Annotated in this window: 8 protein-coding genes; 3 read left to right on the top strand and 5 right to left on the bottom strand. The window is 72.3% G+C overall.

The window, feature by feature from the left end:
- Window positions 1–158: 158 nt before the first annotated feature.
- Window positions 159–3,050 (bottom strand): glycoside hydrolase family 48 protein, encoded by a 2,892-nt coding sequence (locus BMY89_RS26940; RefSeq protein ID WP_175510437.1) that lies wholly within the window; start codon window positions 3,048–3,050, stop codon window positions 159–161.
- Between the two features lie 971 nt (window positions 3,051–4,021).
- Here BMY89_RS26940 and BMY89_RS26945 point away from each other — a divergent pair.
- Window positions 4,022–5,503 (top strand): GH1 family beta-glucosidase, encoded by a 1,482-nt coding sequence (locus BMY89_RS26945; protein ID WP_092382883.1) that lies wholly within the window; start codon window positions 4,022–4,024, stop codon window positions 5,501–5,503.
- A gap of 358 nt (window positions 5,504–5,861) precedes the next feature.
- Window positions 5,862–7,100 carry an MFS transporter gene (locus tag BMY89_RS26950; RefSeq protein ID WP_092382884.1) on the top strand — a complete coding sequence of 413 codons (1,239 nt, stop codon included), beginning with the start codon at window positions 5,862–5,864 and terminating at the stop codon, window positions 7,098–7,100.
- Between the two features lie 186 nt (window positions 7,101–7,286).
- On the opposite strand, the gene BMY89_RS26955 is transcribed toward BMY89_RS26950, so the two are convergent.
- The 3 genes from BMY89_RS26955 to BMY89_RS26965 form a co-directional block, all read right to left on the bottom strand.
- The gene (locus BMY89_RS26955) at window positions 7,287–7,700 is read right to left on the bottom strand and encodes a roadblock/LC7 domain-containing protein (RefSeq protein WP_198414139.1); all 414 of its coding nucleotides are present in this window, start codon (window positions 7,698–7,700) and stop codon (window positions 7,287–7,289) included.
- Window positions 7,701–7,705: 5 nt separating this feature from the next.
- Window positions 7,706–10,216 carry a sensor histidine kinase gene (locus BMY89_RS26960; protein ID WP_170147791.1) on the bottom strand — a complete coding sequence of 837 codons (2,511 nt, stop codon included), beginning with the start codon at window positions 10,214–10,216 and terminating at the stop codon, window positions 7,706–7,708.
- 124 nt (window positions 10,217–10,340) lie between these two features.
- Window positions 10,341–11,726 (bottom strand): FGGY family carbohydrate kinase, encoded by a 1,386-nt coding sequence (locus tag BMY89_RS26965; protein WP_092382886.1) that lies wholly within the window; start codon window positions 11,724–11,726, stop codon window positions 10,341–10,343.
- A gap of 253 nt (window positions 11,727–11,979) precedes the next feature.
- Between BMY89_RS26965 and BMY89_RS26970 the strand changes: the two genes are divergently transcribed.
- Window positions 11,980–13,893: an anthranilate synthase family protein gene (locus tag BMY89_RS26970; protein ID WP_092382887.1), complete on the top strand. Its 1,914-nt coding sequence runs from the start codon at window positions 11,980–11,982 to the stop codon at window positions 13,891–13,893.
- Between the two features lie 113 nt (window positions 13,894–14,006).
- On the opposite strand, the gene wrbA is transcribed toward BMY89_RS26970, so the two are convergent.
- Complete coding sequence (gene wrbA, locus BMY89_RS26975) at window positions 14,007–14,624, bottom strand: NAD(P)H:quinone oxidoreductase (RefSeq protein ID WP_092382888.1); 618 nt, start codon at window positions 14,622–14,624, stop codon at window positions 14,007–14,009.
- Window positions 14,625–14,728 lie beyond the last annotated feature (104 nt).

A 14,728-nucleotide genomic window follows, 5' to 3' on the forward strand; every position in this document is an offset into this window, starting at 1 on the left:
GGGCTCGGTGGGGTGGGCCGACCGCTCCGCTGCGTCGGCCAGAGGGCCGACCCACCCCGGCCTGACCGTGGGTGTCAGGCCGTCCGCCGGACCTGCCTCTACCCCCGAGGCCCGGCCGTGCCCTCCGGGTGGGCAACCGCCCACCCGGAGGAGTTCGTTCAGCCGTTCGGGAACAACTTCCCGTAGTCGGCGTAGGCCATGGCGACGTCCGCCTGGGCCCAGAAGCGGTGGTATCGGAACTCGGGCTCCGCGCCGCCGTCGAGGTACGCCTGGACCTTCGGCCAGGCCGGGTCGTTCTTGTAGAACGACCGGATGTCGAGGAAGCTCTTGCCCGGGGCGATGACGTCACCGTTGGGCATCCGGCCGGTCCACCCCTGCGGGATGTAGAGGCCCTGCCCGGTGGAGGCGTCGTAGACGTCGTCGAAGCGGCGGTAGTCGCCGCGCTTCTCCACCGTCGACACGCCCTGCGCGTCGCTCTGCCCGTGCAGCGCGTCCAGCAGGCCCTTGGCGGTCTCCTTCGCCGCCGTGTTGCCCGACTTCGCCGCGTACGCGATGAGCGTGCGGGCGTAGGCGGCGGCGACCCCGACGTCCTGGCCCTTGACCGTCACCTCGACGTGCAGGTTGGTGTTCGGCTGCGGGTTGGTCGGGTTCCAGTTGTTCGGCTGGCCGGTCCACTTCATGTCCGACGGTATGGACCAGTTGGTGCCCAGCGTGGTGTTGGCGATAGCCCACGGCACCCACTTGTCCAGCAGCGCCTTGGCCTTGGCGTTGCCGGAGACCAGGTACAGCTCGGCGATGCGCTGCATCGACCAGGCCTGCATGCCGAACCACTGGTTCGACGGCGGGTCGTTGTAGACCGGGTCCTCGTCGTAGAACATGCCGTAGAAGGTGGCGGTGCCGGCCGGCGGAGTGCCGTAGTGCCCGCCCCAGCTGTTCGTCGCGCCACCGGCGATGCCGCCCTCGGCCGACTGGAGCCAGGTGTAGAGCTCCAGCTGCCGGTTGAGGCTGTTGTTCCAGTCCGCCGCGGCGTTCGGCGAGCGCGGCTTGAGCTCGTCGACGTTGGTCAGCGCCCACGCGGCGAACGGGTTCTGGTAACCGAAGTGGCTGTGGCTGGAGCCGATCCGCCACGACCAGTTCTGGCTCGTCTCGGTCGCCCCACCCCAGGCGTAGTACCAGGAGAGCAGGTAGTGGGCGGCCTCACGGCCACTACCGGCCGGGCAGGCGGCGGCGCCGACACAGTTGCCGATCCGCTTGAAGTACTTGTCGAACAGTGCGTACCGCAGGTAGTCGCCCATCTTGGCGGCCTTGGTCACGGTGGCCGCCACGTCAGCCGCCTTGTTCTGCTCCTTGGCCCAGGTCAGCGCCCAGTAGGCGGCCTGCACCGCGCGAGCGTCGGCGTCCGGGGCGTTGGTGTACTTCCACTGCCGGGCCGGTGCGGCCGTCTCCTTGATGAACAGGTCGAGGTAGCCGTTCGTGCCGCCGTGCCGCATGGTGTCGCAGGACGGGTGCGGCACGGTCTCCCACACCGACTCCTGGGTGCCCCGCTGGAAGGTGTTGATGTACGCCGGGCGGGTGGTGCCGTCACCGCAGCGGCCGAAGCCGTAGGTGTTGTCGACGTCCAGCAGCCAGTGCATGCCGTAGATCGAGCCGGTGTTGTAGGTGGACTGGAGCTCGGAGCGCAGCGGGTCACGACCCACCGGCACGTTCGAGTCCAGCTGCGACGGGTACTGGTTGGGCAGGTCGTGTTCGGCCGCGTAGCTGGCGTCACCGGGCGAGCCGGCGGTCGGCTGGTCGGCATTGGACGGGATGATGTAGCGCTCCATCACCGTCCAGGCGTTGTTGAACGGCGTCCAGTTCTGGGTCACCCGGCCGTAGTAGGCCTCCAGCCACAGCCAGAAGCTGAACGCCTCGGAGGTCGTCTGGTGGCCGTGGTCCGGCGCCTCCACGATGAGGGTCTCGATGGAGTGGTACGGCACGCCCTCGGGGCTGAAGTAGCCCGAGTTCTTGATCTTGCCGTACTGGGTGAGGAACCGCTGCACGTACTCGCCGTCGCCGCCGGGCACGTCGTTGTCGATCTCAGTGACGGTGACCGTCGCCGGGGTGTGGCCGCTGGCCGAGGCGGTGATGGTGGCGGTCCCGCCGACGGTGTCGGAGTCCTCCGCCGCCCGCACGGTCACGTCGACGCCGGTGCTCCAGTTCGACGTGGTCAGCGTCGCCGAGGTCGGCGTCACGGTGACGTCCGTGTCGCCGGTGCGCGCCAGGCTCACCGGGACGTTCGCGGTGGGTGCCCGGTTCAGCTTGAGGTTGAACGTCGAGCTGCCGCCCTCGGGGACGGTCAACGCGGTCGGCGTGGCGACCAGTGCCGGCGAGGTGGTGCCGGCGACGGTGAACGAGCGCTCGGCGATCGCGGACAGCCCGCTGTTGTCGTACGCCCTGGCCTGCACCGTGTAGTCACCGGCCGGCAGGCTCTCCAGGGTGTACGCGTACGGCGCGGTGGTGTCGGTGTTGACCAGCAGCCCGTTGCGGTAGAACTCGACCCGGGCGATGGTGCCGTCCGGGTCGCTCGCGGTGGCGGTCAGCGGCACGGTCGCCGGGGCCGTGAACGGGCCGGCGGGCACCGACAGGCTGACCGTCGGGGGCTGCTGCGCCGTACCACCGCAGGTGACCCCGTTGACCGAGAACGAGGTCGGCTTCGCGTTGGTGCCGGAGTACGAGCCGTTGAAGCCGATGCTGGTGCTGCCGCCGGCGGGGATGCTGCCGTTCCAGGCTTCGTTGACGGCGGTGACCTCGTTGCCGCTCTGGCTCCACCGGGCCGACCAGCCCTGGGTGACCCGCTGGTTGCCGGGGAAGGCGAACCGCAGGGTCCAGCCGCTGATCGCGTCGCCGGTGTTCCTGATGGTGACGTTGGCCGTGAAGCCGTTGCTCCAGTCGTTCGTCGTATAGACCACGTCGCAGGCCGGTGCGGCCTGTGCGGCGGCGGCGGGTACGGTCGCCCCGCCGATCGCCAGCGCCGCGGCGGCGAGCCACGCCAGGCGCCGACGTCTAGCCAGATTCTTCATCTGCGCGGTGTCTCCTCGGACCAGGCCGGGACGGTGTCGCCCCGGCGGTGACACCCCTGGGGACAGGCCCGCGGAGGTGCCAGTGGATGGTGGTGGTCGCTTCGGCCCACGACGGGCCTCAGCCGGCGGGGGGCGCCGTGGAAACGGCTGCTGCACCCGCTGCTGGTAGGACGCCGTGCCGGACGTGCCGGATGCCCTCGGCGACCCGCGCTCACGTGAATCTGGCTCCGCGTGGTCGATCGACAGTCTGCCATGGAAGCGCTCCCAACACCAGGGAGGCGACTTCCGGAAACACTGGGTTGTTTCGATCTCGTTTTGGGGCTTTCACAATGCCGTGACGGGCGTTACAGTCGCATCAACGTCGATGGGAGCGCTTCCATCGATGGAGTTCCAACCAGAAGATCACCCGGGGTCGTGCCCACGGCACCGGGGACAAGGCCCCTGGCCGACGGCGGGCCAGCCCGGACACCGCCGTCAGCCTCATCCCACCACAGTGGAGGGAGGTGGATCCTCAAGCCACTCGCGTGGCCCGGCTCCCGCGCGACACGCACTACTGGGACGCCAATCCGAACGTGCGTGTACCGCAACACGGTGGGGACGGGGGTTGCCCTCCCCCGTCCCCACACTAAACCCCCGTTCACGATGGGAAAAGAGGCCGACGGGTCAGTCGCGCATCACCCGCGCGCCCCGCACGGCAGTCGACCCGCCCGCCGACCGCCATCCGCGACGCCCCGCCGACCGCCCGGGCGCGCATCGCCGGTCCCCCTGCGGATCTCGGCGCACCCGGTCCCGCCGCACCCGACGCCCGACCGGCCCAGCGTCTTCCCACCCAATCACTTCCCTGCCGCCGCGGCCCTCCGCCCGCACTGCGACGAACGGAGCCCGGCGAAGACCGCCTACCTTTACCCTGTGTTGGGAGCGCTCCCGGGCTCAGGCGGTCAACCCATCCACGAGGAGAACCCATGTCGATACTCACCCGGCGGCACCTGCTGCGCCACGCCGCGCTCTCGGCCACCGCCGCCACCCCGGCCGGCGCAGCCCTCGGCGCCACCGCCGTCGCCGCTTCCGGTGGCTGCCAGCCCGGCGACCCCACGGATCGCACGGCCACGGCCACGGACCCCGCCGCCCGGCTGTCCTTCCCGCCCAGCTTCGGTTGGGGCGCGGCCACCTCCGCGTACCAGATCGAGGGCGCCGCCAAGGAGGACGGCCGCGGCGAATCGGTCTGGGACACCTTCAGCCGCACGCCCGGACGCACCCGCAACGGCGACACCGGCGACGTCGCCGCGGACCACTACCACCGTTACGACGAAGACCTCGATCTGATGCGCGACCTGGGGCTGCGCAGCTACCGGTTCTCCATCTCCTGGCCGCGCATCCAGCCCGACGGCACCGGCGCCGCCAACCAACGCGGACTCGACTTCTACCGCCGCCTCATCGACGGCCTGCACGAGCGTGGCATCGCCCCGATGGCCACGCTGTTCCACTGGGACCTGCCGCAGGCCCTGCAGGACGCCGGCGGCTGGGAGTCCCGGGACGTCGCCCACCGCTTCGCGGACTACGCCGCCACCGTCTTCGCCGCCCTCGGCGACCGGGTGCCGGTCTGGCTGACCATCAACGAGCCGAAGACCGTGGTGCAGAACGGCTACCTCTCCGGCCACCACGCCCCCGGACGGCAGGACCCGGACGCCGCCTATCTCGTCGCCCACCACCTGCAACTCGCCCACGGCCTCGCCGTACGCGCCCTGCGCGCCAACGGTGGCACCGGTCGCATCGGCCCGGCCTTCAACCTGCACCCCTGCTACCCCGCCGACGACTCCCCCGCCGCCGCCGAGGCCACCCGCCTCTACGACGGCTACGAGAACCGCCTGTACCTCGACTCCGCGCTCACCGGCAGCTACCCGGAGGACGTCCTGGCCGACCTCGGCCCGGACAGCCGGATGGTCCGCGGCATCCGCGACGGCGACCTGCAGATCATCTCCAGCCCGATCGACCTGCTCGCCGTGCAGTACTACACCCCGATCTACGTCACCGCCGCCGGCGGCACCGAGCGTCGGTGGCCCACCTCCGAGGCCGAATGGCAGCAGATCTACCCGGACGGCATGTACGACATCCTGACCCGGGTCACCCGTGACTACGGCCCCATCCCGCTCACCGTCACCGAGAACGGTCTGCCCACCCCCGACATGCTCGCCGATGACGGCACCGTGGATGACACCGGCCGGGTCACCTTCCTGCGCGACCACCTCGCCGCCGCCCACCGTGCGATCACCGACGGGGTGCCGCTGGAGAGCTTCCACGTCTGGTCGCTGCTCGACAACTTCGAGTGGGCCGAGGGCTACGAGCAGCGCTGGGGACTCGTCTACGTCGACTACCCCACGCAGCGCCGGGTGTTCAAGCGCAGCGCCCACTGGTACCGCCAGGTCATCGCCGACAACGCGCTCTGAGATGCAAGGAAGGGCCCCTTGTTAACGCCTGGTGTATAGGAAGGGCCCCCTCCTAACATCCGCGGCCCCGGCCGGCGCGACGCACCGATCGTTGCGCCGCGCGCGTGGTCACCCCTCGCCGAACCAGTTCGCCGACGGCCAAAGGCCGTCGGCGAACTGCATCCAGCACCCCGGATCGGGCGCGCATTCAGCACCCCGCGGATCGGGCGCGCAACCAGCACCCCGGATCGGGCGCGCAACCAGCAGCGCCGACCGAGACGCGAGCCCATAACCGCCGGACCGGGCGCGCAGCCAGCGCGGCCGGAGCAGGCGTACCTGCGGGGGCGCCACGTGCGGTGGCTGCCCTAAACTCCGGTGGGTGAACGACCACGCCCCTGCACTCGGACGACCGTTCTGGACCTTCTGGAGCGCCGCTGCGCTGGCCAACCTCGGTGACGGCATCCGGGTGGCCGCCTTCCCGCTGCTGGCCGCCGCGCTCACCGACGACCCACTTGCCGTCGCCGCCGTCGCCGCCGCACAGTTCCTGCCCTGGCTGGTGGCCGGCCTGTCCGCCGGCGCCCTCGCCGATCGCCGCAGCGCCCGTACGCTGCTCGCCGCCGCCGACACCGGCCGGGTCGTGGTGCTGGCCGCGCTGGCCGCCGCGGTCGCCCTGGGCTGGGCCACCATCACCCTGGTCGTCGTCGCCGCGTTCCTGCTCGGCGTCGGCGAAACCGTCCGTGACACCGCCGCGCAGACCGCCGTACCCCGGCTCGTCCCCGACGCTCAACTGGAGAAGGCCAACGGCCGGCTGGTCGCCGGCGAGATCGTGGGCAACGAGTTCGTCGGCCCGCCGGTCGGTGCCCTGCTGTTCGTCCTCGGCGCGGCGATCCCGTTCGCCGTCAACGGCGCCACCCTCGCCCTGGCCGTGATGCTCGTCCTCTCCCTGCCGCTCACCCTGGCCAGCCGGCCGAGCGCCGCAGCGGGCACCGACACCTCGAAGGCCGATCGCGGCGGCGTCCTGGCCGGCCTGCGCTGGCTCGCGCGCCAGCCCATGCTGCGCACCCTGGTACTGGTCAGCGCCGCCGTTGCCGCCGCCGACACCGCCTGGTTCGCGATCTTCGTGCTCTACGCCCGCGACGCCCTCGGGCTGGGCGCGTTCGGCTTCGGCCTGCTGCTGGCCACCGGAGCGGCCGGCGGCCTGATCGGCTCGTTCGCCGCCGACCGCCTGGTCTCCCGGTTCCGCCACCGGCACGTGCTCACCTGGTCGATGGCCGTCACCGCCGGCGTGCCGGTCGTGCTGGCCGTCGCACCGCACCGCGCCGCCGCGGTGGTCGTGGTGGTCACCACCAGTGCGGCGTTCGCCGTGCTCAACGTCGCCGCGCTGTCGGTACGCCAACGACTCGTACCCGGTGGGCTGCTCGGCCGGGTCATCGCCGCCTCCCGCCTGGTGACCTACAGCTGCACCGCGCTGGGTGCCCTGGCGGGTGGGGCGCTGGCCGCGCGAGCCGGCATCGAGGCACCATTCGTGTTCAGCGGTATCGTCGCCGTGGCCGCCACCGTCGCCTGGTGGATCGCCTCCCGCCCCGCCTCCCCCGGCACCGCCATCGGCCTGCGCTAGCCTGCTGCCGGCGGCGGCCTCGCTCCACCCTCGTCCCGTAACCCGGCAGGCAGGCGGGCGGCCACCTTCTCCCGCAACCGGGGGCAGACGGTCCTGTCCTCGGCATCGCATCCCGCCGCGTGTTCGATGATGGCCAGCGGCACGCCGGCCGGCGACCCGCTGCCCCGCCTGTTGAGCGGGGCAGCCTCAGCGGGGCAGCGCCTGCTGGAGTTCGGCTCGCAGCGCGGGGGTCAACATCTCTCCCGCCTGCTTGGCCAGCCGGGCCATCTCGTAGCCCACCACACCGATGTCGGCGTCCGCCGCGGCCAGGGTGGCCAGGATCGAACCGTCGCGCACCTGCATCACCAGGAAGTAGCCGCGCCCCATCTCGACCACGGTCTGCTTGACGATGTCCCCGTCGAACATCTGCGCCGCGCCGGCGGTGATGCTCATCAGACCCGAGGTGACCGCCGCGAGCTTGTCGGCGTGGTCCCGCGGCAGGTGGTCGGAGATCGCGACCAGCAGACCGTCGGAGGAGACCACCACCGCATGCGCCACGCCCGGCACCCGATCCGCGAACGCGCTGACCAGCCAGCTCAGGTCCCGAGCCTCCTGCGACATCGTGGTCACTTACGTCCTCCTTCGCTCCATGCCCCGGGCGGCACGGGTATCTCAGTGGTCTCCTCGGCCTCGGCCTGCCGGACACCGCTGTACAACCTGGACAGCATCCCGCCGACCGCCTCCGGGTCCGGGTCGTGCCGGGCGGCTCGTTGCTGCTCCGGACGGGCCGGCTGGGTCACGGCGCTCAACTGCGCCATCGGCACCCGCATCGGTAGGCCCCGCTCGTTCGTACCGGCGGTCACCGGCACCGCCGGCGGCGCCGGCATTCCGGCGCCCACGGCCGGCACGGCCGACGACGGTCCCTCCCGGGACCACCAGCCGCCGCTGGCCGCCGGCACCGCCGGCGCGAGCACGTCCTCCGCGCGTACCGGCACCGGGTGAGCCTGGCGCGGCACCGTGGTCGGACGGCGCCCGGCCACCGGCAGCTCCGCCGGATTCGGCTGCCGGGTCGCGGCCGGCCGAGCTGCGGCGAAGGGCAGCCCACGCGGCGACGGCGCCGGGTCCAGGCTCGGCGGCGGTGCGGGCGCGAGCAGCGCACCCGGCAGGCGTACCCGGGCCACCAGCCCGCCGACCCCACCGTGCAACCGAACGTCGATCCCGTGCCGGGCCGCCAGGTGGCTGACCACGAAGAGACCCATCCGCTCGACCGTCGCCACATCCGCGGCCGGCGGCGTGGCCAGGACGCCGTTCGCCTCGGCCAGCGCCGTGGGGCTCATGCCCAGACCCTGGTCGGCGATCTCGATCACCGCCCCGGGACCCTCGACCCGGCCCATCACCTGCACCACGGTGTCCGGCCGGGAAAACGCGGTGGCGTTCTCCAGCAGTTCGGCGAGCAGGTGCACCAGCTCACCCACCGCGTGCCCGACGACGTGCAGGTCCGCCACCGCCTCGTGCCGCACCCGCTGGTACTGCTCGATCTCGGCGCTGGCCGCCAGCAGCACCGCGCTCAGCCCGATCGGGCGGTTCCACCGGCGGGTCGACTCGGTGCCGGCCAACACCAGCAGGCTCTCGTCGTTACGGCGCATGCGCGCGGCGAGGTGGTCCAGCTTGAACAGGTTCTCCAGCTGCTCGGGGTCGCCCTCCTCGCGCTCCAGCTCGTCGAGCAGCTCCAGTTGCCGCTCCACCAGCACCTGGCTGCGGCGGGCAAGGTTGACGAACATCGCGTTGACGTTGCGCCGCATGTTCGCCTGATCGACCGCCACCCCGACGGCGCTGCGGTGCACCGCGACGAACGCCTCGGCCAGTTCGCCGATCTCGTCCAACGAACGCACGACGGCCGGTGCGACCTCGATCTGCGGTGCACCGCCGGAGACCGACCGCAGCCGGGCCAGTGCCTCGGGCAGCTCGATCTGCGCGATCCGCAGCGCCTGCGACCGCAGCAGCCGGATCGACCGGGCCAGCGACCGGCCGATCAGCACCGAGATCAGCAGCGCGACCATCAGGACGGTGATGATCACGCCTACGACCAGCAGCGTCTCGCGCAGCTGCGCGTCACTCGCGTCGTCGGCCTGGCGCGCCGACGCCGCCACCACGTCCGCCTCGTACGCCCGGAGCAGTTCGTGGCGCTCCTCGCTGGCATTCCACCACTGCTCCGCGTCCAGGACCGAAGACCCGGAGGCGCCCTGCGACAGTGCCTGCTCCTCGAGCCGTGCGGCGGCGACGAAAGCCGGATCCACGCTCATCTGGTCGTAGCGGGACACCTGCGTGTTGGTCGCCGCGATCCGGAACGCGCCGAGCGCGGTCAGTTGACGTGCCCGCAGGTCGGGCAGCTGCGCGGCGTCCTCGGAGTCGTAGCCGCCGGCCCGGGCCGCCGCGTACAGCTCTGCCCTGACCCGGGAGGACAACTCCTTCGCCCGGGCGAACTGCACGTACCGCAGCACCGCGTCGGAGAGGTCGGGCCGGTCGGAGCCGGGCGTCGGTTGCGCGAGCAGGGTCAGCAACGAGTCGACCGCACGGTGATAGTTGCCGAGGATGGTGTCGTCGCTGAGTACCACGGTGCTCAGCGTGTTACGGATGTACCCGACCTGCTGGTACGCCTGCGAGGCCACCACGAAGGTGTCCCGCCAGGAGGCGTCCGCGTCGGCCAGCGGCTCGGCCGCCCCGCGCAGCGCCGCCGCCGCCTGGTCGGAGGCGTCCCGGTACGACTGCAACGAGGCCAGCACCCGATCGGTCTCATCCTCGTCGTCGGAGGCGTCGCGAAGAGCGGGCAGCTCACCGGCGGTGCGGTCACGTTCCTGCTGCAACCGGTGCACCAGCGCGGTGATCTCGCGGCCGATGCCGACCTGCCCGGCGAAGTCACCCAGCGTGCCGGCCTGGCCGACCAGGCTCTGCGTCTGCACCCCGGCCAGCACCAGGAAGGCGACCGACGGGATGATCAGCACCGTGGCCAGCTTGGTGCGCATCCGCCAGTCCTGCAGGCGCAGGGGGGAGCGACGCCGGTGCGGTACCACCCGGACGTCGAACCGACGCCGGCGGTGCTGCGATACCCCGTGCGCCTGGTCCGGTCCTACTCCCACGCCCTCCTCCTCCCCCACGCGTCCGCCGCGGCCCGGGGAGCGCCGTCCATCCAACCAGGCCCCGGAGCAGTGTCAACGTCCTGCCCTTATGAATGGTTCAGGAAGAGTACTGCCGGCCGCCACCCTATGTCGTGGTCGTCGAGGCTTGATCATCCGTCCGGCCGATGTCGGCCACCACCACGGCATCGGCGATCCGGCCGACAGCTACGAGCGCCGCACCGGTCGCCCCGATCTCCGGGTGGCGCCCGAACCGGACCTGCCGCGGGGCCAGCACCGTGGCGAACGTCTCGCGCCACCACGGCGAGGCGGCCATCGCACCGCCGCCGAGGACCACCTCCACCGGCTGGTCGACCGTGGACTCCAGCACGGTCAGGTCGTCGACGACCTGCTCACACACGCCGCGCATCAGCCCGGCCAGCATCTCCACCGCGGTGGTGCCGAAGCCCAGCCCGCGCAGCTCACCCAGGCCGGCGGGGTCGCTGCCCGGTGGGCGGTCACCGCCGAAGCGGATGCTCGCCGGTCGACCGCCACCCGGCGGCAGCAGGGCCAGCGCCTCGTCGAGCGCAGCACCGGTGGGTAACCGCAGCTCCCGCTCGGCCCAGGCGAACAGGTTCCCGCCGGAGGAGTACGCCGCCCCGGTGACCACGTGGTCGTGGTCGACGCGGTAGCGCCACAGCTGGTGCGGCAGGACCGTCAGGTCCGTGTACGCGGGCATCCGCTGCAACAGCCGCACCGCCGAGGAGGTACCGACGGTCACCGCCGCCCGGGACGGGTCGACGCATCCGGAGCCGACGTTGGAGGCGGCGCCGTCACCGAGCGGAGGGACCCAGCGCGCCTGGGCCAGTGCGGGCCACCGCCGAGCGCACTCGGCGCTCAACCGGCCTTGCCAGTCGCGCGGGGCCAGCTCGGGGAGGTCCGAACCGCGGATCTCGGCCAGCGCGCAGGCCTCGGCGTCCCAGTCCAGGGTGCGCAGGTCCAGCAGGCCGGTGCCCGACGCCTGGGACATCGACATCGGCGCCTCGATGAGCAGCCGCGCCAGCACGTACTCGACCAGGCCGGCGAAGCGGGCCACCCGACTGCCGGTCTGGGCCCGTAGCCAGGGCAGCCGCACCGACCAGTAGCAGCGGTGCCACCAGGTGCCGGTGCGCTGGTGGAAGGCGTGCGGGTCGGCTGGACCGGTCGCCGTCGCAGGCGGCTCGGCCCGGGTGTCCAGCCAGGTCAACACCGGTCCGAGCGGCTCACCGTCCGGGCCGAGGGGCACCACCGAGTGCCACTGGGCGCTGGTCGCCACCAGCTCCACGCCGTCCAGCCAGCCCTGCCCGTGCAGCTCGTCCAGACATTCGGCGAGGCAGGCCAGGTAGTGGCGGGCGTCGAGGGTGCCGGCACCCTGCTCATCGACGGTGACCACCACGCCCCGGCGGGCCAGCGCACCCGGCACTGGGCGGGCGTCGCCGTCCAGCACGAGGCCACGCACCGACGAGGTGCCCAGGTCCAGCGCGAGAATCTTCATCGCGGGTCAACGTACCCGGTGACTCCGGCGCCACAACGTCACCGCGCACCGGGTACGCCGATCGGCTTCCATACCGGTGCGGCGACGCGTAGGGTGTTCGCATGCTCGCGCGATTGTCCTGCTGGTGGCCCGCCAACCCGGCGGCCCTCCCCCGCGCGTAGCTCTTCCCACGCGGCCGCCCGACGAGGCGGCCGCCGGTCACTCTCCGGCTCCCGGGCCGCCCCCGACGGCGGCACCCGGCCCGAGGAGACCGATGAATTCGCTGACCGACCTGCTCGCCGCGCTCGCTGCCGGCGCCGACCCCGGCCCGTTCGCGCTGCTGCGCCGCGAGGGCGCCGACCACCTCGACCTGTTCACCGGTGCCGTGCAGACCGTCGACCGGCTCGCCGACATTCCGCTGCCCACCGCGGCATCCGGCCCGGCCACGCTGGCCCTGGTGCCGTACCGGCAGGTCGCCGAGCGGGGCTTCGCCTGTGTCGACGACGGCGTACCGCTGGAGTGCCTGCGGATCGACCGGCACGACCGGGTGCCGCTGGCCTCCGCTCTCGACGCGCTGCCCGAGGGCCCGGTCCGCACCACCGGCGCCGCCTTCGACATCAGCGACGACGAGTACGCGGCCACCGTGGCCCGGGTACTCGCCGAGGAGATCGGGCGCGGTGAGGGCGCCAACTTCGTCATCCACCGCACCCTGCACGCCCAGGTGCAGGGTGCGCCGCTGACCGCCGCGCTGGCCGCGCTGCGCTCGCTGCTGGTACGCGAGCGGGGCGCGTACTGGACGTTCGTGGTGCACACCGGCGCGCGCACCCTGGTCGGCGCCAGCCCCGAGCGGCACGTCAGCGTCGACGACGGGCTGGTGATGATGAACCCGATCAGCGGCACGTTCCGGCACACCGGCGCGGCCGCCGACCGGGCCGCTCTGCTGCGCTTCCTCGCCGACACGAAGGAGACCGAGGAGCTGTACATGGTCCTCGACGAGGAGCTGAAGATGATGGCCACCGTCGCCGAGCAGGGTGGGCAGGTGGTCGGTCCGTACCTGAAGGAGATGTCGCACCTGGCGCACACCGAGTACCTGCTCGCCGGACGCGGCTCGAAGGACGTCCGCGACGTGCTGCGGGAGACGATGTTCGCCCCGACCGTGACCGGCAGCCCGATGGAGAACGCCTGCCGGGTGATCGCCCGACACGAACGCACCGGACGTCGCTACTACTCCGGGGTGCTCGCCCTGCTCGGGCACGACGACAGCGGCCGGCAGACCCTCGACGCGCCGATCCTCATCCGGACCGCCGAGATCTCCCCCGTCGGTGAGCTGCGGGTCCCGGTCGGTGCGACCCTGGTACGCCACTCGACCCCCGAGGCCGAGGTCGCCGAGACCCACGCCAAGGCCGCCGGCGTGCTGGCCGCCCTCGACCTGGGACCACAGGCCCACCAGACCGGCCCCCGACCGGTGGCCCGCCTCGCGGACGACCCGCAGGTCCGGGCCGCCCTGGCCGCCCGCAACGCGCCGCTGGCCCGGTTCTGGCTGGATCAGCGCCCACCGGGTGCCCTCGCCCTGCCCGCCCTGGCCGGCCGTCGGGCCCTCATCGTCGACGGCGAGGACACCTTCACCGGCATGCTGGCCCACCAGTTGGGCGCGCTCGGGCTGTCGGTCTCCGTCCGGCCGTGGTACGCCGAGGAGCCGGTCCGCTCGTACGACCTGGTGGTGGTCGGACCGGGCCCGGGTGACCCGACCGGCGACACCGAGAAGATGGTCCGGCTGCGTACGTTGCTCACCGAGCTGCTGGACGCCGGTCACCCGACGCTGGCGGTCTGCCTGGGCCACCAGATCCTCGCTGGTCTGCTCGGACTGCCCGTGCATCGCCGGGACGCGCCCTACCAGGGGCTGCAACGCACGGTTCCGATCTTCGGTACGCCTCGCCGGGTCGGTTTCTACGCCACTTTCACCGCCCGGGCCGCAGCCGACCGCACCGAGGGCCCGTACGGTCCGGTCGAGCTGGCCCGCGACGAGGCCGACGGGGCGGTGCACGCGCTACGCGGGCGGGGCTTCGCCGGGGTGCAGTTCCACCCCGAGTCGGTGCTCAGCCCGGACGGCATGGCGGTCCTGGCCGACCTGCTGCCCGAGCTGCTGCCGGCGCCGACCGGCGAGTTGTCCACGGCGAGTCAGGCATAGCCGGGTCGATCCGGGGTAGCGATGTGGACGGCCGGCGGTCCGGGCGGGTCTGAGAGCCCCCGCCCGGATCGCCGGTTCGCGTTGCCGTGCCGCCGTTCGCCCGTCCGCACCGGTCAGCTGGCCAGGCCCTGCTTCAGCGCGGCCCCGATCCGCACCGCCCGCCTGGCCGTCAACGCCGTCGCCTCCAGTGCGACGTGGTCCGGGGCGGTCTCCCCGTTGTTGCTGGTGTGCGAGGCGCCGTACGGGTTGCCGGAGGTGAACTGGCTCGGGTCGGTGTACCCGGGCGTGACCACGATGCCGCCCCAGTGGTAGAAGACGTGGAACAGCGACAGCAGCGTCGACTCCTGCCCGCCGTGCTGGGTGGCGGTGGAGGTGAAGGCCGAGTACACCTTGTTGGCCAGCGCCCCCTGCGCCCAGAGCGGGCCGGTGCCGTCGATGAACTGCTTGAGCTGGGCGGCGACCAGCCCGTAGCGGGTCGGCGAGCCGAAGATCACCACGTCCGCCCAGGTCAGATCGTCCGGCTGCGCCTCCTCGACGTCCTGCGTGTCGAGGCGGTGCGCCTCCCAGCCCGAATTGGAGCGGATCGCCTCGGCCGGCGCCAGCTCGCGTACCTTGCGCAGCCGCACCTGCGCGCCCGCGTCCTCGGCGGCCTCCCGGGCCGCCTGGGCCATCTGGTACGTGATGCCGGTCGCGCTGTAGTAGATAACCGCCACGTTGAGCTGTGCTGCCATGGCTTGTCCTTCCGTCTCGGGATCAGCTTCGGCGACTACCCGATGCTTGCGCCGACAAACACTGCGGCGCTGTCCACCGGTCGATGGACACCACGAATCCGTCC

The organism is Micromonospora phaseoli (assembly GCF_900109115.1).
Lineage (GTDB): Bacteria > Actinomycetota > Actinomycetes > Mycobacteriales > Micromonosporaceae > Micromonospora > Micromonospora phaseoli.

Bases quoted from the DNA above. Each gene is read 5' to 3' on its own strand.
- wrbA (WP_092382888.1), bottom strand. From the start codon at position 14,624: ATGGCAGCACAGCTCAACGTGGCGGTTATCTACTACAGCGCGACCGGC.
- BMY89_RS26945 (WP_092382883.1), top strand. From the start codon at position 4,022: ATGTCGATACTCACCCGGCGGCACCTGCTGCGCCACGCCGCGCTCTCG.
- BMY89_RS26970 (WP_092382887.1), top strand. From the start codon at position 11,980: ATGAATTCGCTGACCGACCTGCTCGCCGCGCTCGCTGCCGGCGCCGAC.
- BMY89_RS26955 (WP_198414139.1), bottom strand. From the start codon at position 7,700: ATGTCGCAGGAGGCTCGGGACCTGAGCTGGCTGGTCAGCGCGTTCGCG.
- BMY89_RS26965 (WP_092382886.1), bottom strand. From the start codon at position 11,726: ATGAAGATTCTCGCGCTGGACCTGGGCACCTCGTCGGTGCGTGGCCTC.